Below are 15,422 nucleotides of genomic sequence, written 5' to 3'. Positions count from 1 at the left end.
GGTATAAGCATCCCCGGTGGCCAGTCGCTCATACTAACAGCTGTCGTGGCTCGGGCGCCGGGGTGTTCAGCGGCGCGGCGCGGGTGGCGGGTTACGCTCACCGGCATGGCGCACGACTTCCCGCTCTTCGGTGACCCGTCCGACCCCACCGGCGGCCTGCCCGGCCACGACCGGCACTCCCGCGAGTCCGTCCTGGCCGCGGTGGAGACCAGGCTGCTCACCGCCTTCGGCGAGCCGAGCGGGCGCGCCGGCGTCACCTTCCTCGGCGCGGACCGGATCGAGGTGCTGCGCTTCGGCCCCGACGCCCAGGGCCTGGTGCGGTACGCCACCCTCGGCATGTCGGCCGCACCGATGGCCGACCCCACCTCCGCCGTCGTCGACCCGGTCCGTGGCCCGCGCGCGGAACTGGTGCTGACGGTCCGTGGTGCTCGCGACGACGTCCTTCGTACGCTGGCCACCTTCGCGGCGACGCCGCAGGTGGAGGGCTTGGTGGTGGCCCCCGGCGGCTCGCTGGACCTCGGCGCGCCGCTCTGGGAGGGCGCGCCGTTCACCTCGGTGCTGGCGGCCGAGCCGGGCGGTCTGGTCGAGGATCTGGAGCTGGAGGAGCCGGCCGATCCGGTGCGCTTCCTGCCGCTGCTGCCGATGACGCCCAACGAGGCCGGGTTCAAGCGGGTGCACGGCGCCGCCGCGCTGGAGGAGCGCTGGCTGAGTCACGGCACCGACCTGCGCGACCCCGCTCGGCGGGCCGTCCCGCTGGACTGACGGCGGCTCAGCGGTTGGCGTCGATGAAGGCGAAGACGCCGTTGGCGGTCAGCTGGACGGCGATGGCGGAGAGCAGCAGGCCCGACAACCGGGTGATGAGTACCACACCACCCTCGTGGATCACCCGGATGATCAGCAGTGAGAACCGCATGGTCAGCCACATCACGAGATGAATCACGACGATGGCGCACCACACCGCGAGCTTCTGCGCGCCGGTGTCCGCGCCCTGGACAGCGAGGATCACGGCCACGATGGCGCCCGGCCCGGCCAGCAGCGGGGTGCCGAGCGGGACGAGCGCGACGTTGACGTCCTTGGTCTGGGTGGGCTCCTCGATCTTGCCGGTCAGCAGGTCGAGTGCGATCAGCAGTAGCAGGATGCCGCCGGAGACCTGCAGGGCCGGGATCGAGACGTGCAGGTAGTCCAGGATCTGCTGGCCGAACAGGCCGAAGCAGGTGATCACGCCGAGTGCGACGGCGGCGGCCTGCCAGGCCATCCGGCGGCGGGTGCGATGGGCCCGTCCGGAGGTCAGCGCCAGGAAGATCGGGATGGTCCCCGGTGGGTCCATGATCACGAAGAGCGTGACGAAGAGCGAGCCGAAGGTCGTGGCGTCGAAGATGCTCATGGCGGGGCGCTCCGGCTCATATCCGGAATTGTCCGGTCATGTCCCGGGCGTCGCACCTCTTTGTCGGCCGCTCGCTCGCGGGGCGGGGGCAGGCCCGCCCGCTCAGCCGCCGATCGGCTTGGCCCCGGTCGCCTGCGCCACCAGCGCCTCGTACACCGCGGGGTCGGTGGTGTGCTCCCCGAGTCGGACGGTCTTGCGCCCGCCGTGGTAGTCGCTGGAGCCGGTGGTCAGCAGCCCCAGCTCGGCCGCGAGGGCGCGCAGCCGCTCCCGGGTCGGCTCGTCGTGGTCGGTGTGGTCCACCTCCAGCGCCGCGAGTCCGGCCTCCGCCAGAGCGGCGATGACCTCGTCGGAGACGGTGTGCCCGCGCTTGGACGCGCCCGGGTGCGCGAAGACCGGCACCCCGCCCGCCGCCCGGACCAGCCGGACGGCGGTCACCGGGTCGGTCTCGTGCTTGCGGACGTCCGCCCGGCCGCCGTTGGCCAGCCAGTCGGCGGTGAAGGCGTCCGACACGCTCGCCACCACGCCCGCCTCGACCAGTGCGCTGGCGATGTGCGGCCGCCCGACCGAACCGTCACCGGCGATCCGCTCGACCTGCTCCCAGCTGATCGGCGCGCCCAGCTCCCGGCAGCGCTCCACGATGGCCCGCCCGCGCCGGAACCGGTCGGTGCGCACCAGCTCGCGCTCCCGCGCGAAGGCCGGCTCGGCCGGATCGAAGAGGTACGCCAGCAGGTGCATGCTGATCCCGCCCACCTGGCAGGAGAGCTCGGCGCCGGGCACCAGGGTCAGCCGGGTGCCGGGGGCCAGCGCGTGCACGGCCCCGGCGGCCTCGGCATGCCCGGAGACGGTGTCGTGGTCGGTCAGCGCCACCACGTCCAGGCCCGCCGCCACGGCCGCCGCCACCAGCTCGGCCGGGCTGTCGGTGCCGTCGGAGGCATTGCTGTGGGCGTGCAGGTCGATGCGCACGGGTGTCAGGGCTCCTGTCGCTGGGCACTCGCCGGGTGCGCCCCAGGATAGCCAGGCCCCCGCGCCGCGCGGCCGGCCCGCTCGGCCCTCGGCCGGTCCGGCCTCGGCGCCTCAGCCGAGCAGCTGGGGGGAGAGCGCGCCGCAGGGCAGCAGGTCGAGCTCGGCGCCGGCCTCGCGCAGGTCGGTGAGCACCAGCTCGTCGTACATCACCAGGGCCGACTGCTCGGGCCAGGCGACCGCCCAGAGCCAGAGGCCGCGCGCCTCGCCGACGAACACCGCGCGGTCGGCGGGTGCCTCGGGGACGTGGAACATCGGGGTCGGTCGGCCGGCGGCCATCAGCTTGGCGTCGGCGGGCTTGTAGAGCGAGACGGAGTCACCGGGATCCGGCCCGGGCATCCCCGCGTAGCGGGCGCCGAGCCCCACGCCGAGTTCCTCCGCGACCAGGACCAGCTCGCCGAAGCCGCCCAGCGGTGCCGGGCCCGAGCAGGCGACGGCCGTGGCGCGGGCACCGGAGACATCGTCACCCACGTGCGCGATCCCGGTGTAGAGCCAGCCGACCGGCAGCGGCCAGGGCAACCAGACCGGGACCTGGGAACGGGCGACGGCCACACCGAGCGCCTCGACGCTCGGGGGCAGCACCGGCTGCATCGGGTGCACGGCTCCGTGCTGGTCGCACTGCCAGGTGTCGGAGAACAGACCGGGGGCGCGGACCCGACCGGCGCACCTCGGGCAGCTTGGCTCGCCCCTCATAGCCGACAACGCTCCTCCCTCCGGACCGCCGCGTCAAGGACGATCACCCGTACGGAGGGCGTCACGTCACCTGCCCGTGGGTGGCCGGACCCTCGCCGGCGGTGCTGCGCGGGAGGCCCCCGGTAGGGGATGTCCAGCGGCGGGCGGCGGCAAACGTGCGCCGGCGGCGGCAAGCGCGGAGCGGGCGCGTGCCCGAACGCACTGACGCCCCGTCATCGGCCGATCGGCGACGGGGCGTCAGTTGGTATCGGTTCGTCGGGCTCGCCGACGTCGGGGCTCAGGTGGGCGGCTGTACCGGGCTCCTCGGCGGGAGCCGCACCGCACGCCGTCAGACGGTCTTGCACGGACGGATGAGCAGGCGCTCGCCGGTACGGGCGGCGGCCTGGACGAACTCGCGGACGGTCTCGGCGTCGGCGATCAGCCGGTCGGTGGCGGCGCCCTGGGCGTCGTCCAGGCGGAGGATCTCGAAGTGCATGGGCGTCTCCTCTGTGTGCCCCGGCGTGCGGGGCGGTCGGGACCGATTCGTCATCGGCCGGTGCTGGCTCTGTCGTGTCGCTCGCTGCGCGGTCTGCTGCGGCAAGTCGGCCCCCTGTTCGCCGGGGTCGCCGGCTTCTCATGGACCACAGTGGTGCAGTGCTGCTTCCGAGCGGTTGCCCGCCCGTAAAGTCCCGGTTTCGGCTGACAGGCGCCCGATGGCGCGGCCGTACTTCGACAGGACGTTCAACAAGGGGTCGGCGGGTGATGATTCCCGGACAGACTCAAATATTACCGGAACTAACGAATATTGTCCCGTGAGTTGTCCCTCCAGGTGGCGCGAGCGCGCCACCTGGAGGGATCGGCGCAGGTCAGGACCAGAAGCGCAGCAGCGCCGCGGCCGTCTCGGCGGGCCGCTCGGCGTTGGGGGAGTGCCCGGCATCCTCGATCACCACGCGCTGGGCGCCGAGCCGCGTCGCCATCAGCGACTGCTCCTCCACCGGCCAGGCGTAGTCCCGGACGCCGGAGAGCACCAGCTTGGGCAGTGCCGTCGCCGCCAGCTCGTCGACCCGGTCCGGAGCGGCGATCAGATGCCCGCCCATGGTGATCAGCGCCTGCGGGACGTTGGCCACCCAGCGCCGGTGCAGGAAGCGCGCCACCTCGGGTGCCGGGCGGGCGGACTGGTCCCCGCTGCCCTCCTCCATCTGCTGGAGGACCTGCCAGATCGACTCCAGGTCCATCGTGGCCAGCGCGTCGATCAGCAGCTTGGTCCGGGCCGCCTCGGCCGGGTCGATGGACGCCGGTCCGGTGGAGAGCAGCGTCAGCGACCGCCAGGGCAGCGGCTCCTGACAGCTCAGCACGGCCTCCCGCACCACCTGGCCGCCGAAGGAGTGCCCGAGCAGGTGCAGCGGCCCGTCGCCGGCCAGCAGGTCGCTCAGCGCCCGGACGTCGGCGCCCAGCGCCTGCACCGTGTACGCGGACGGGTCCGCCGCCGGGCCGCCGCTCTCGTACTGGCCGCGCTGGTCGACGGCCACCACCCGGTAGCCGGCCAGCGCGAGCGGCTCCAGGAGGGCGATGAAGTCCTCCTTGCTGCCGGTGAAGCCGGGTACCAGCAGCGCCGCACCGCGCACCGGGCCGGCCGGATCGGCCTGGAGCGCCGCGAACTCGCCGCGTGGTGTGCGCAGCCGCAGGGCCCGGGCACAGTCGGGGAGGGTGAGGAACTGCGGGGTGCTCATCGTGAGGTCTCCTGGGAGGGTGCCGGCCTGCGGTAGCCCCGAGCCTAGCCACCCACTGCCGGGCCGAGGCGCGCAAACGCCGAGGGGCGGGCCGGTCCGCTCGGACCGGCCCGCCCCTTCGGGTGCGTCAGCTCGCCGGGGTGCTCTCGCCGGAGGCGGCGGGGCGGCGGGTACGGGTACGGCGGCGCGGAGCGGCGGCCTCACCCTCGGCCGCGGGCTCGGCCTCGCTCCTGGCCTTCGCCGCCGCCTTGACCTTGGGCTCGGTCTTGGCCTCGGCTGCGGCCGGGGCCTCGGCGACCGCGCCCACCGCGCCCTCGGCGGCGGCACGCGGACGGCGGCGGCGCCGGCGCGGGGCGCCCTCACCCTCCGCCGGGGCGGCGTCGACGGCCGGGGCCGGGGTCGCGTCCGCCACGGGCGTCCCGACCACGGCGTCGTCCGCCACGGTCGAGCCGCCACGGGTGCGGCGGCGCTCGCGGGGCTTACGGGCCGGCTTCTCCTCGGCCACCTCGGCGGCGGCCGGGCCGCGGCCGGCGCCGCTGCGCCCGCCCCGGGTCTTCACGGCGGTGCGGGAGCCGCGGCCGCCGGTCTCGCCGAGGTCCTCGACCTCCTCCGCGCCCAGGCCCGCCCGGGTCCGCTCGGAGCGCGGGAGCACGCCGGTGGTACCGGGCGCGATCTTCAGCAGCTCGTACAGGTGCGGCGAGGTGGAGTAGGTCTCCTCGGGCTCCGGGAACTTCAGGTCCAGCGCCTTGTTGATCAGCTGCCAGCGCGGGATGTCGTCCCAGTCCACCAGCGTGACGGCGGTGCCCGACGCCCCGGCGCGGCCGGTGCGGCCGATCCGGTGCAGGTAGGTCTTCTCGTCCTCGGGGCACTGGTAGTTGATGACGTGCGTGACGCCCTCGACGTCGATGCCGCGGGCCGCGACGTCGGTGCAGACCAGGACGTCGACCTTGCCGCCGCGGAAGGCCCGCAGGGCCTGTTCACGGGCGCCCTGGCCGAGGTCGCCGTGCACCGCGCCGGCCGCGAAGCCGCGCTGGGTCAGCTGGTCGGAGACGTCCGCCGCGGTCCGCTTGGTGCGGCAGAAGATCATCGCCAGCCCGCGGCCCTCGGACTGCAGGATCCGCGAGACCATCTCCACCTTGTCGAGCGAGTGCGCCCGGAAGATGTGCTGGGTGGTGTTGGCGACGGTGTGGCCCGTGTCGTCCGGAGCGGTGGCCCGGATGTGGGTGGGCTGGCTCATGTAACGGCGGGCGAGGCTGATCACCTGGCCCGGCATGGTGGCCGAGAAGAGCAGGGTCTGCCGCTTGGCCGGCAGCATGGTGAGGATCTTCTCGACGTCGGGCAGGAAGCCCAGGTCGAGCATCTCGTCCGCCTCGTCCAGGACGAGCGCCCGGATCTTCGACAGGTCCAGCTTCCGCTGCCCGGCGAGGTCCAGCAGGCGGCCCGGGGTGCCGACGATGATGTCGACGCCCTTCTTCAGCGCCTCGACCTGCGGCTCGTACGCCCGGCCGCCGTAGATGGCGAGCACCCGGACGTTGCGGACCTTGCCGGCGGTCTGCAGGTCGTTGGTGACCTGGGTGCAGAGCTCGCGGGTCGGGACGACGATCAGCGCCTGCGGGCTCTCGGAGAGCTGCTCCTCGGTGGCGCGGCCGGAGTCGACGTCGGCGCGCACGATGACCCGCTCGATCAGCGGGAGACCGAAGCCCAGCGTCTTGCCGGTGCCGGTCTTGGCCTGGCCGATGACGTCGTGGCCGGTCAGCGCGACCGGGAGGGTCATCTCCTGGATCGGGAAGGGGTGGATGATGCCGACGGCCTCAAGGGCCTCGGCGGTCTCCGGGAGGATTCCCAGCTCCCGGAAGGTGGTCTTGGTGGGTTCAGCGGTGGTGGACAGGGTGCTGCCTCTTCCATGTGGAGGGCCGAGAGCGAGAGGGCGGCGGCGGGCAGCCACACGGCTGCGCGGGGGCCAGGACGGCCCGGGTGCAGCTGCGTGGACGCACAACCGCGCCGGTCCCTGCGGCCTGCCGGCCCGAGCGGCCCGTTGGTCGGGCGCGTCGTCCGGCGGCGTCGGGGAGGATTTCCCGTGAGGAGACGGCGCGGGACCTGCGCCGGGCGGCGCGGTCCGCGGCGGCCCTCGCTCGGCCACTGATGCGGTGCCAAGGCTTGAGGTCCAAGCCAAGGTCGGAGCCGATCGGCTCTCCGACCGGGCATCCGCGTACGTGAGCGCCCGGTCACCGTGCGGGGCACGTCTGCGCGGCCTGCCCTTGGGGGCGGGCCGCGCGAGTACACCAGGCCTCACCACCACCATACAGTCAAGCGGAGACTCGAACACGTGACGCGGGTTACTGCCTGGCACTGCGTGCCGCGCGGGCACCGTCTAGGGTGGCGAGCCGTGACCTCGGCGCTTCGCGGCGCGGGGGCCGCTGCGCCCGGGCCGTGCGAGGCTGGGGCGCGGGCAGGCCCTGCCCGCCGAGCCGGCCGGGGCGCCGAACCGTAGCTGCGTGACGAAGAGGTCTGATGGAAACTCGGGAATCTGGTGACGGCACCCCGATCGGCTCGATCGGTGACTGGGCGAGCCGGGCGGCGGACCCGGGCTACCGGGCCGCGGTGCTCGACCTGCTCGGCGCCCTCGCGTACGGCGAGCTGAGCGCCTTCGAGCGGCTGGCGGAGGATGCCAAGCTCGCTCCCGGGCTGGCGGACAAGGCCGCGCTGGCCCGGATGGCCTCCGCCGAGTTCCAGCACTACCAGCTGCTGCACGACCGGCTGGCCGAGGTGGGCGCCGACCCGGAGGAGGCGATGACCCCCTTCGTCGAGCCGCTGGACGCCTTCCACCGGATGACCGCGCCGTCCGACTGGCTGGAGGGCCTGGTCAAGGCCTACGTCGGCGACTCGATCGCGACCGACTTCTACCGCGAGGTGGCCGTCCGGCTGGACGACGACACCCGGGACCTGGTGCTCGGCGTGATGGCCGACACCGGGCACGCGCAGTTCGCCGTCGGCAAGGTGCGCGAGGCGATCCAGGAGAACCCGCGGGTGGGCGGGCGGCTCGCGCTCTGGGGCCGGCGGCTGATGGGCGAGGCGCTCAGCCAGGCGCAGCGGGTGGTCGCCGAGCGGGACGCGCTGTCCAACCTGCTGGTCGGCGGCGCCCAGGTGCAGGGCTTCGACCTGGTCGAGGTCGGCAAGATGTTCAACCGGATCACCGAGGCGCACACCAAGCGGATGGCCGCGCTGGGCCTGGCCTCATGATCCGCGCCGGCCGGCACGGCGCCGGTGGCCCGGGCGCCGGGTGACGGCGTCGGCCGTCAGGCGGGCCGGTGCCGGTGGCGCCGCTGCCCGCCGTGGCGGTGGACGCTGCGCCGGCGCGCGGCGGCCTGCCGCTGCCCGGCCCGCTCCGGGCGGGCGAGCACGGAGACCAGCAGCGCCGAGCCGACCGCCGAGATCGCCACGCTCAGCCCCGGCAGCGCACCCTGCATCGCGTAGCGCGCGATCAGCCCGGTGAGCAGCGCGGCGATCACCGCGGTGGCCACGGTCAGGCTTCTGGAGGGTGGGAAGTACCCGGGGAAGGCGATCAGTGCCACGGCGCCGACGATGGAGCCGACGGCGGCGAAGACGAGCGGCTCGACCAGCAAGGGCTGCCTCCCGGAGAGTGGGGTCGCGTGCGGTTGCACCTTCGCCCTACCCGGCAGGCCGGGGCCGTACACGCGACGGTGCCCCGCCCCCTCGGTGAGGGGGCGGGGCACCGTCGGACTCTCTCAGAGCGTGCCGAACCCGACCTTGCGGGCGGCCTGCTCGCCGATCTCCACGTACGCCAGGCGCTCGGCCGGGACGATGACGCGGCGGCCGTGCTCATCGGTCAGCGAGAAGAGCTTCGAGGTGCCCTCCAGCGCCCTGGCGACCGCGCTCTCGACCTCATCGGCAGTCTGCGAGCTCTCGATCACGATCTCGCGAGGCGCGTTCTGCACGCCGATCTTGACCTCCACGGCTTCCGTCCCTCCGGGGTTGCAGCCATTCCACGCGCGGGAGCGGGACCGCCCTGAACAGGCGTTCGCGCTGACCGCGCCGTACGGCTTCACCATAGAGCACCGGGTGCGCGGCCAGGTGAAGGTCCGCGCATCGCCCCGGCAGCGGCCGCCGTCGTGGGCCCGGGGGCCTACTCCGGGGCGGCCTCGCTGTCCGTCCGGCCGTCGGCCGCGTCCGGCGTCCCGCCGTCCGCCTCCGCGCCCTGGGCCTGGTCGCCCGGGTGCATCGGGAAGCCCTTCAGGCCGCGCCAGGCCAGGCTGGCGACCAGCCGTACGGCCTCGTCCCGGGGGATCTCCCGGCCCTGCGAGAGCCAGTAGCGGGCGGTGATCTGGGCCAGCCCGCAGACACCGGCGGCCAGCAGCTTGGCCTCGGCCTCCGGCAGGTCGGTGTCCTCCGCGATGACCTTGCTGACCAGCGTCGCGCTGAGGTCAGCGGCCCGCTCCACCCGCTCGCGCACGGCGGGCTCGTTGGTCAGGTCGGACTCGAAGACCAGCCGGAACGCGCCCGACTCGCTGGCGACGTAGTGGAAGTACGCCTCCATCGTCGCGGCCACGCGCTGCTTGTTGTCGGTGGTGGCGGAGAGCGCCGTGCGGGTCGCCTCCACCAGTGCGTCGCAGTGCTTGTCGAGCAGCGCGAGGTAGAGCTCCAGCTTCCCGGGGAAGTGCTGGTAGAGCACCGGCTTGCTGACCCCGGCGCGGTCGGCGATGTCGTCCATGGCAGCGGCGTGGTAGCCCTGCGCGACGAACACCTCCTGGGCGGCACCGAGCAGTTGTTCACGGCGGGCGCTTCGCGGCAGGCGGGCACCGCGCGGGCGCTCCTGCGCCTCCTGGATGGCCGTCACGGCGCTCCTCACTTCACGGGTTCTGACTGGCTGGCAAGGGACTGATTCTACTTTTCGGTAACCGCATCTGCGCCCGGTGAGCACGAGAATTGCGCACGGCCCCCTTGTCGGAAGCCCACAATACGGCGCTGACCACGGCTGATGGGAGGCCTTTGGCGCGAGGGCGGTGCGGGGAACGGTACCGTCCCGAGCCCCGGGATTTCGCGGCAGGGGCTCACTACCATCGTGCTCCATGAGCGCTGAGCAGCAGGTGCCTGCCGTCCTCCGGGAGCCCGCGAAGGTCCGCACGGTCGAGGTCCCCGGGGCGGTACTGGCGGTACGCGGCCCCCGCGCCGACCGCCCGCAGGGTGCGGCGGCGCTGCCGCCGGCCCTCTTCGTGCACGGGCTCGGCGGCTCCGGCGAGAACTGGACCGAGCTGATGGCCGACCTCGCCGACCTGGTCGAGGGCGAGGCCGTCGACCTGCCGGGATTCGGCCGCTCCGAGCCGCCGCCGGACGGCAACCTGTCGGTCTCCGGACACGTCAGGGCGGTGATCGGTTACCTGGAGAAGTCCGGCCGCGGCCCGGTGCACCTCTTCGGCAACTCGCTCGGCGGGGCGGTCGTCGTCCGGCTCGCGGCGCTGCGCCCCGACCTGGTCCGTTCGCTGACCCGGATCTCCCCCGCGCTGCCGGAGCTGGTGCCGCAGCGCACCGCCTGGCCGACGGTGATGCTGGCCGTGCCCGGGGTCCCCGGGTTGCTGCGGCGCTTCCCCTCGAACGGGCGGCGCAGCGTCGAGGACGCCACCGACGGGCTGCTGCGGCTGGTCTACGGCGACGCCGAGGCCGTGCCGGCGGCCCGGCGGGCCGAGGCGGTGGCCGAGTACGGGCGGCGGATGGGGCTGCCGTACGCGATGCCGGTCATGGTGGGTTCGGCGCGGGGGATCGTCTCGGCGTACACCGAGCGCGGTGAGCAGTCGCTGTGGCGCCAGGCCGAGCGGGTGCGGGTGCCGGTGCTGCTGGTGTACGGGCTGCGGGACAAGCTCGTCTCGTACCGCTCCGCGCGGCGGGCCTGCGCGGCGTTCCGTGACCCCAGGCTGCTGGTGCTGCCGGCCTCGGGGCACGTCGCGATGATGGAGAACCCCGCGCAGGTGGCGCGGGCGGTGCGGGAGCTGCTGGCGGGGCCGGACGGTACGGACGGTGTGGACGGTACGGGCGACGCGGAGCCGGCGGTGGGCCGGGCGTAACGCGGCTGTTCGGGGTTAGGTCACGCCTGTTCACTCGTTCAGGTGGCAATCAGGCATGTGACCGATGGACCGGCGACGCCCGGTCCTACCTTTCTGGTGTCGGACCGAACAGGTGTGGGGGAGCAGCGGCCGGAGGCGGGAGGCGGCTGCCGGGAGGGGTACCCAGCGGGTCGGGGGTGCCCACGGGCCGGGCTCCGGGGGGCGGCCGCGGGGAGCGCGGTCGTACCGGGCGGCGCTCCGCCCGGGATTCGCGCTGCCGCCGCCCTGGTCCGCCCGATCCGTGCCCCGTCCGATCCGCTCCGGTCCTCTCCGAATCCGCTCTCTGAACCGCTCTGCTCTGGAGGTCTTCGTGCGCGTCGCACTGCTCACCGAGGGCGCTCATCCGTACGCTCAGCGTGGCGGGAGCGGCTGGTGTGCCCGCCTGGTCGAAGGCCTGGCCGAGCACGAGTTCGAGCTGTACCTGCTGGCCGGGCGGGCCGTCCCCACCGCCGCGGGCGGCCCCGGGCTGCTCAAGGGCGTCCACCAGCTGCCGTTGTGGGGCCGCCCGCCGGCTGCCCGGCTGCCCGGCGCGCTGCGCAGGCGGCTCTACCTCAAGGCATACGGGCAGCTGGTCCGGGCGCTGGTGATGCCGGGGGAGCGGGCCTCCTTCGCCCCCGGGCTCTACCAGCTGGCCGCGCTCGCCCGCGAGGACGGCGCACTGCCCGCCTTCCTGGCCTCCGGCCACGCCCAGCGGGCGCTGGAGAAGGCCTGGCGCTCACCCGGCGCCGACACCGCCGCCGGGCAGCCGCTGGTCTGCGACGTGCTGGTGGCGGGGGACCTGCTGGAGCGGTGCCTGCGGCCGTTGTCCGCGCCCTGGTACGGCACCGGGCACGGCGGGCTCGGCACGGCGGACCTGTGCCATGTGCTCGGCGGCGGCCCCGCGGCGCTGCCCGCGTTGGCCGCCAAGCGGCTGCACGGCGTCCCCTTCGTGGTCACCGAGCACGGCCCGCACCTGCGCGAGCAGTACCTCGGGTACCGCGGGGCGCCCTACCGCTGGCCGGTGCGGGCCCTGCTGCTGACGTTCTTCCGGCTGCTCACCGAGGAGACCTACCGGAAGGCGGCGGTCCTCACCCCGGGCAGCGCCTACGACCAGCAGTGGCAGCAGCGCTGCGGTGCCGACCCGGCCCGCACCCGGGTGGTGTACGAGGGCACCTCGGCGGTGACGCGCGAGCCCGCCGGGCCGGAGCCGGCCGTGCCCACCCTGGTCTGGGCCGGTGCGCTGGAGCCGGGGCGCGACCCGGTGCTGATGCTGCACACCTTCGCGCGGGTCCGGGCCGAGCTGCCCGCCGCCCGGCTGCAGCTGCACGGTGAGGAGGCGGCGCCCGGGTACCTGGCGCACTGCCGGGCGCTGGCCGGGCGGCTGGGGATCGAGGCGGCGGTGGAGTTCGCAGGGCTGCCCTCCTCGCCGGCGGCCGCCTGGGCGGGCGGCTCGGTGGTGGTGTTCTCGGCGCCGGTCCAGCGCAGCCCCCGGCTGCTGGTGGACGCGATGCTCAGCGGGCGGGCGGTGGTCTCCACCGAGGTCGGGGTGGCCCGCGAGATGGTCGGGCCGACGGGCCTGCTGGTGCCGCCGAGGGATCCGCAGGCGCTGGCGGCGGCCTGCCTGGCGCTGCTGAAGGACGAGGAGCGCCGGGCGCGGCTTGGGCTGGCGGGCCGCCTGCGGGCGCAGGAACGCTTCGCCACGGAGCCCGTGGTGTCCTCGTTCCGGGAGATCTACCTGGAGCTGGTCTCACACTGGCCGGCCTTCCCCGCGGCCGGCGACGACGGCACCGCCGGCGGGCAACCCCGGCCGTTCGCCCGGCCCGCGGAGTACTGGGTGGCGGGCGGACGGGAGGCGCCCGCGCAGCAGCCGCCGGGCGCCGGGGTGGCGGGCGGGGCGGGCCCGGGTCGCACCGCCCCGGCGGCCGCGGTCCTGGCCGCCACCGCCCGGCCTGCCGGGGCCGCCGAGGTGGCCGAGGTGGCCGAGAAGGACGGGGTGGCCGAGGCAGCCGGGGTGGCGGCCGTCGGGCAGCCGGAAGCCATGGCGGAGGCGGTCTAGTGGCCGGTCGGGAGCCGTCGCGCGGGGCCGCGGCCGGGCTGGACGAGCCGCCCGCCAGGCCGGCGGGTGTGCCGGGTGTGCTGGGTGATCCCGTGCGCGAGCTGATGGCGCGCCACCGGGCCCTGTGCGAGCAGGCGGTCGACCCGTTGGAGATCGCGCTCGGGCTGGAGGAGGCGGGGCTGGGGCCCGCCGCGGCGGCGCGCTACCGGCACGCGGACCTCTTCTCGCTGGCCGAGGAGCTGTACGCCCGGGTGCCGCGCCGGCCGCCGGAGCCCGCGCCGGTGGCACCGGGTGACAGCTGGCGGCGGCGCCTGGCGCAGGCGCTGAGGGTGGCGCTGCTGGTGGGCCCGCCGTGCGCGGTGGCGGCCGGTATCCGGCTGCTCGGCCCGGGCCGGGCCGGGTTCGCCGACCTGCTGGCCGTCCTGCCGGTGGGCCTCTGGCTGGCCGTCGCGCTGGCCTTCGCCGGTGCGGCCGCCCGGGGTGGGGAGCGTGGGCCGGCGATGCTCGGGTACGGCTGCGGGGTGGCCGCCGTCCTGCTGCTGCCCTCGGTCGTCGGCGCCGGTCCGGACACGGCGGTCGTGGCGGTGGCGGCCGCGCTCTCGATCGGGGCGGCCGAGTGGGTGGCGCGCTGGTTCCGGCAGGCCGGGCAGGTGCATCTGCGCACCTCGGGGACGATCGCGGAGTTCCGGGCGCGGATGCGGCCGGTGCTGCCGGTGGCCCTCGGGCTGCACCTGGCGGTGCTGGCGCTGCTGACCTTCGCCGCGCTGGCGGTGCTCACCGCCGTCGCGCCCAGACCCGGCCCGGCAGCGGGCGGCCTGATGCACGCCGCCGTCGAGCGCGCGGGTGCGGTGCCCTGGGCCGCGCAGGCCGCCACCGGGCTGCTGCTGGCGCTCGCGGTGCTGCTGGTGCACTGCGGGCGGGCCCGTGCGGCGATGGCCGGGGCGGCGGGGGCGGTGGCGCTCACCGCGTTGCTGCTGGCCGTACGCGCGATGGCCGGGCCGGTGGCGGACGCGCTGCCGCTGGCCGGTCACGGGGCGGAGGGCGCCCGGCTGCTCGGCAGCGGCGCCGCCGGGGCCGTGCTGCTGCCGTACGCGTGGGTCGTGCTCGGCTGGCCCACCTCGCACCGCTGAGCCCGTGGCCCGGCCCGGGCCTCCGGGTTCGGGCTCCACCACCCCGCCCGTCACTCCCGGGCTCCCGGATCACACCCGGGCTGCCCCGACCGGTCCTGCCCTGACCCGTCGCGGCCGGACCCGATCCGACCCGACACTCCCGACCGACCGGTCGCTCTCGATCGAGCGCGACCGCTCCACACTGCCCCGTCCATCTCTCAACCCGCCAGGTCGCTGAGACCTCGCTTCGTGGAAGGACACCCCCCCAATGAGGGTGCTGCTGCTGGGCGCCGACGGCTTCATCGGCCGCCGGGTCACCGATCGTCTGCTCGTGGACCAGGAGTTGCAGGTGACGGTGCTCGGCCGGCGCGACTCGGCCGACATCCGCTTCGACCTGACGGCCGGGAGCCCGGGCGCGCTGGCCCGGTTCCTGGACGCGGTGGCACCCCAGGTGGTGATCAACTGCGCCGGCGCGACGTACGGCAGCTCACGGACGCTGATCCGGGCGAACACCCTGGCCGTCGCCACCGTGTGCGAGGCGATCCGGCGCAGCCGGGAGCCGGCCCGGCTGGTGCACGTGGGGTCGGCGGCCGAGTACGGCCCGATGCCGGGTGGGGTGCCGATCGCAGAGAGCGCCGAGCCGCGCCCGGTGGGTCCGTACGGGGTCTCCAAGCTCGCGGGCACCGAGCTGGTGCTCGCCTCCGGGCTGGACGCAACCGTGCTGCGGGTCTTCGACGTGGTCGGCCCGGGAGCGCCGACGGCCTCGCTGTTCGGGCGGCTCTCGGAGGGGCTGCGCCGGGCGCTGGAGCGGGACGAGTCGCAGGTGCGGATGCCGGATCTGTCCGGATACCGGGATTTCGTCGACGTCCGGGACGTTGCCAGGGCGATCCAGGCGGCCGCCGTCTCGGCCGCCACCGGGGTGATCAACATCGGCAGCGGCAACGCCGTCCGGGCCAGGGACGCGGCCCAGCTGCTGGTCCGGGCGTCCGGCTTCGAGGGCACGGTCGCCGAGGAGAACCGGCAGGTGATGCTGCCCGCGCAGGCGGTCGGGGCGGCGGACCACACGGTGCACCACCCGCTGCACCACGCCGTGCACCACCTTCCGGGCCACCGTCCGGTGGAGCCGCGTACCGTGGACGGCCGCCCGGTGGCGGGGGAGCCGGTCGCCTGGCGCCAGGCCGACGTCCGGACCGCCCGGGACCGTCTCGGCTGGCGGACACAGGTGCCGCTGGAGGAGTCGCTCGGCGACGTCTGGCTGGAGACGGCCTGCCGGGTCTGAGTGGATCCGGGGCGGGCGGGGCGGACCTCGTCCGCCCCGGAACCCGGCGGCTGCACGGGCCTCGCCGCGGGGTACGG

At 75.1% G+C, this 15,422-nt stretch carries 15 protein-coding genes; 6 read left to right on the top strand and 9 right to left on the bottom strand.

Features of this window, described 5'->3' with window-relative positions; all coding sequences use genetic code 11:
- Nucleotides 1-105: 105 nt before the first annotated feature.
- Entirely contained in the window at nucleotides 106-762 is a 657-nt protein-coding gene (locus tag ACIBH3_RS01030; protein WP_396309705.1) for a suppressor of fused domain protein, read from the top strand.
- A gap of 7 nt (nucleotides 763-769) precedes the next feature.
- Here ACIBH3_RS01030 and ACIBH3_RS01025 read toward each other — a convergent pair whose 3' ends face one another.
- The 6 genes from ACIBH3_RS01025 to ACIBH3_RS01000 form a co-directional block, all read right to left on the bottom strand.
- Nucleotides 770-1,378, bottom strand: coding sequence for a MarC family protein (locus ACIBH3_RS01025; RefSeq protein WP_396309941.1), 609 nt, complete (start codon nucleotides 1,376-1,378; stop codon nucleotides 770-772).
- A gap of 108 nt (nucleotides 1,379-1,486) precedes the next feature.
- A complete protein-coding gene (locus ACIBH3_RS01020) occupies nucleotides 1,487-2,347 on the bottom strand; it encodes a PHP domain-containing protein (protein WP_396309704.1) in 861 nt (286 codons plus the stop codon).
- A 111-nt stretch (nucleotides 2,348-2,458) separates the two neighbouring features.
- Nucleotides 2,459-3,097, bottom strand: coding sequence for a DUF6758 family protein (locus tag ACIBH3_RS01015; RefSeq protein WP_396309703.1), 639 nt, complete (start codon nucleotides 3,095-3,097; stop codon nucleotides 2,459-2,461).
- 328 nt (nucleotides 3,098-3,425) lie between these two features.
- Nucleotides 3,426-3,572: a hypothetical protein gene (locus ACIBH3_RS01010; protein WP_396309702.1), complete on the bottom strand. Its 147-nt coding sequence runs from the start codon at nucleotides 3,570-3,572 to the stop codon at nucleotides 3,426-3,428.
- 370 nt (nucleotides 3,573-3,942) lie between these two features.
- Nucleotides 3,943-4,806: an alpha/beta fold hydrolase gene (locus ACIBH3_RS01005; RefSeq protein ID WP_396309701.1), complete on the bottom strand. Its 864-nt coding sequence runs from the start codon at nucleotides 4,804-4,806 to the stop codon at nucleotides 3,943-3,945.
- 127 nt (nucleotides 4,807-4,933) lie between these two features.
- Nucleotides 4,934-6,580, bottom strand: a complete 1,647-nt coding sequence (locus ACIBH3_RS01000; RefSeq protein ID WP_396309940.1) for a DEAD/DEAH box helicase — start codon at nucleotides 6,578-6,580, stop codon at nucleotides 4,934-4,936.
- Nucleotides 6,581-7,317: 737 nt separating this feature from the next.
- On the opposite strand from ACIBH3_RS01000, the gene ACIBH3_RS00995 reads away from it, so the two are divergent.
- Nucleotides 7,318-8,046 carry a ferritin-like fold-containing protein gene (locus ACIBH3_RS00995; RefSeq protein WP_396309700.1) on the top strand — a complete coding sequence of 243 codons (729 nt, stop codon included), beginning with the start codon at nucleotides 7,318-7,320 and terminating at the stop codon, nucleotides 8,044-8,046.
- 56 nt (nucleotides 8,047-8,102) lie between these two features.
- Here the strand turns inward: ACIBH3_RS00995 and ACIBH3_RS00990 are convergent, their stop codons facing one another.
- The 3 genes from ACIBH3_RS00990 to ACIBH3_RS00980 all read right to left on the bottom strand — a co-directional run bounded on the left by ACIBH3_RS00990 (nucleotide 8,103) and on the right by ACIBH3_RS00980 (nucleotide 9,661).
- Nucleotides 8,103-8,429, bottom strand: coding sequence for a hypothetical protein (locus ACIBH3_RS00990; protein WP_396309699.1), 327 nt, complete (start codon nucleotides 8,427-8,429; stop codon nucleotides 8,103-8,105).
- Nucleotides 8,430-8,552: 123 nt separating this feature from the next.
- Nucleotides 8,553-8,780, bottom strand: a complete 228-nt coding sequence (locus tag ACIBH3_RS00985) for a DUF3107 domain-containing protein (protein ID WP_396309698.1) — start codon at nucleotides 8,778-8,780, stop codon at nucleotides 8,553-8,555.
- Nucleotides 8,781-8,950: 170 nt separating this feature from the next.
- Nucleotides 8,951-9,661 carry a TetR/AcrR family transcriptional regulator gene (locus tag ACIBH3_RS00980; protein ID WP_396309697.1) on the bottom strand — a complete coding sequence of 237 codons (711 nt, stop codon included), beginning with the start codon at nucleotides 9,659-9,661 and terminating at the stop codon, nucleotides 8,951-8,953.
- Between the two features lie 232 nt (nucleotides 9,662-9,893).
- On the opposite strand from ACIBH3_RS00980, the gene ACIBH3_RS00975 reads away from it, so the two are divergent.
- From ACIBH3_RS00975 to ACIBH3_RS00960, 4 genes are all read left to right on the top strand, one after another.
- Entirely contained in the window at nucleotides 9,894-10,883 is a 990-nt protein-coding gene (locus tag ACIBH3_RS00975) for an alpha/beta fold hydrolase (protein ID WP_396309696.1), read from the top strand.
- Nucleotides 10,884-11,232: 349 nt separating this feature from the next.
- Entirely contained in the window at nucleotides 11,233-12,957 is a 1,725-nt protein-coding gene (locus ACIBH3_RS00970) for a DUF3492 domain-containing protein (protein WP_396309695.1), read from the top strand.
- A 77-nt stretch (nucleotides 12,958-13,034) separates the two neighbouring features.
- Nucleotides 13,035-14,087: a hypothetical protein gene (locus ACIBH3_RS00965; protein ID WP_396309694.1), complete on the top strand. Its 1,053-nt coding sequence runs from the start codon at nucleotides 13,035-13,037 to the stop codon at nucleotides 14,085-14,087.
- A gap of 247 nt (nucleotides 14,088-14,334) precedes the next feature.
- Nucleotides 14,335-15,345, top strand: a complete 1,011-nt coding sequence (locus tag ACIBH3_RS00960) for an NAD-dependent epimerase/dehydratase family protein (protein ID WP_396309693.1) — start codon at nucleotides 14,335-14,337, stop codon at nucleotides 15,343-15,345.
- Nucleotides 15,346-15,422: the final 77 nt, after the last annotated feature.

This window comes from Kitasatospora sp. NPDC050543 (assembly GCF_044457565.1).
Classification (GTDB): Bacteria; Actinomycetota; Actinomycetes; order Streptomycetales; family Streptomycetaceae; genus Kitasatospora.
Note: the sequence above shows the minus strand (reverse complement) of the source record. Positions and strands in the feature narration are given on the sequence as shown.

Excerpts from the sequence above, each read along its gene's own strand:
- ACIBH3_RS01000 (WP_396309940.1), bottom strand. The coding sequence starts at position 6,580 with ATGACCCTCCCGGTCGCGCTGACCGGCCACGACGTCATCGGCCAGGCC.
- ACIBH3_RS01005 (WP_396309701.1), bottom strand. The coding sequence starts at position 4,806 with ATGAGCACCCCGCAGTTCCTCACCCTCCCCGACTGTGCCCGGGCCCTG.
- ACIBH3_RS00995 (WP_396309700.1), top strand. The coding sequence starts at position 7,318 with ATGGAAACTCGGGAATCTGGTGACGGCACCCCGATCGGCTCGATCGGT.
- ACIBH3_RS01010 (WP_396309702.1), bottom strand. The coding sequence starts at position 3,572 with ATGCACTTCGAGATCCTCCGCCTGGACGACGCCCAGGGCGCCGCCACC.
- ACIBH3_RS01015 (WP_396309703.1), bottom strand. The coding sequence starts at position 3,097 with ATGAGGGGCGAGCCAAGCTGCCCGAGGTGCGCCGGTCGGGTCCGCGCC.
- ACIBH3_RS00975 (WP_396309696.1), top strand. The coding sequence starts at position 9,894 with ATGAGCGCTGAGCAGCAGGTGCCTGCCGTCCTCCGGGAGCCCGCGAAG.
- ACIBH3_RS01030 (WP_396309705.1), top strand. The coding sequence starts at position 106 with ATGGCGCACGACTTCCCGCTCTTCGGTGACCCGTCCGACCCCACCGGC.
- ACIBH3_RS00960 (WP_396309693.1), top strand. The coding sequence starts at position 14,335 with ATGAGGGTGCTGCTGCTGGGCGCCGACGGCTTCATCGGCCGCCGGGTC.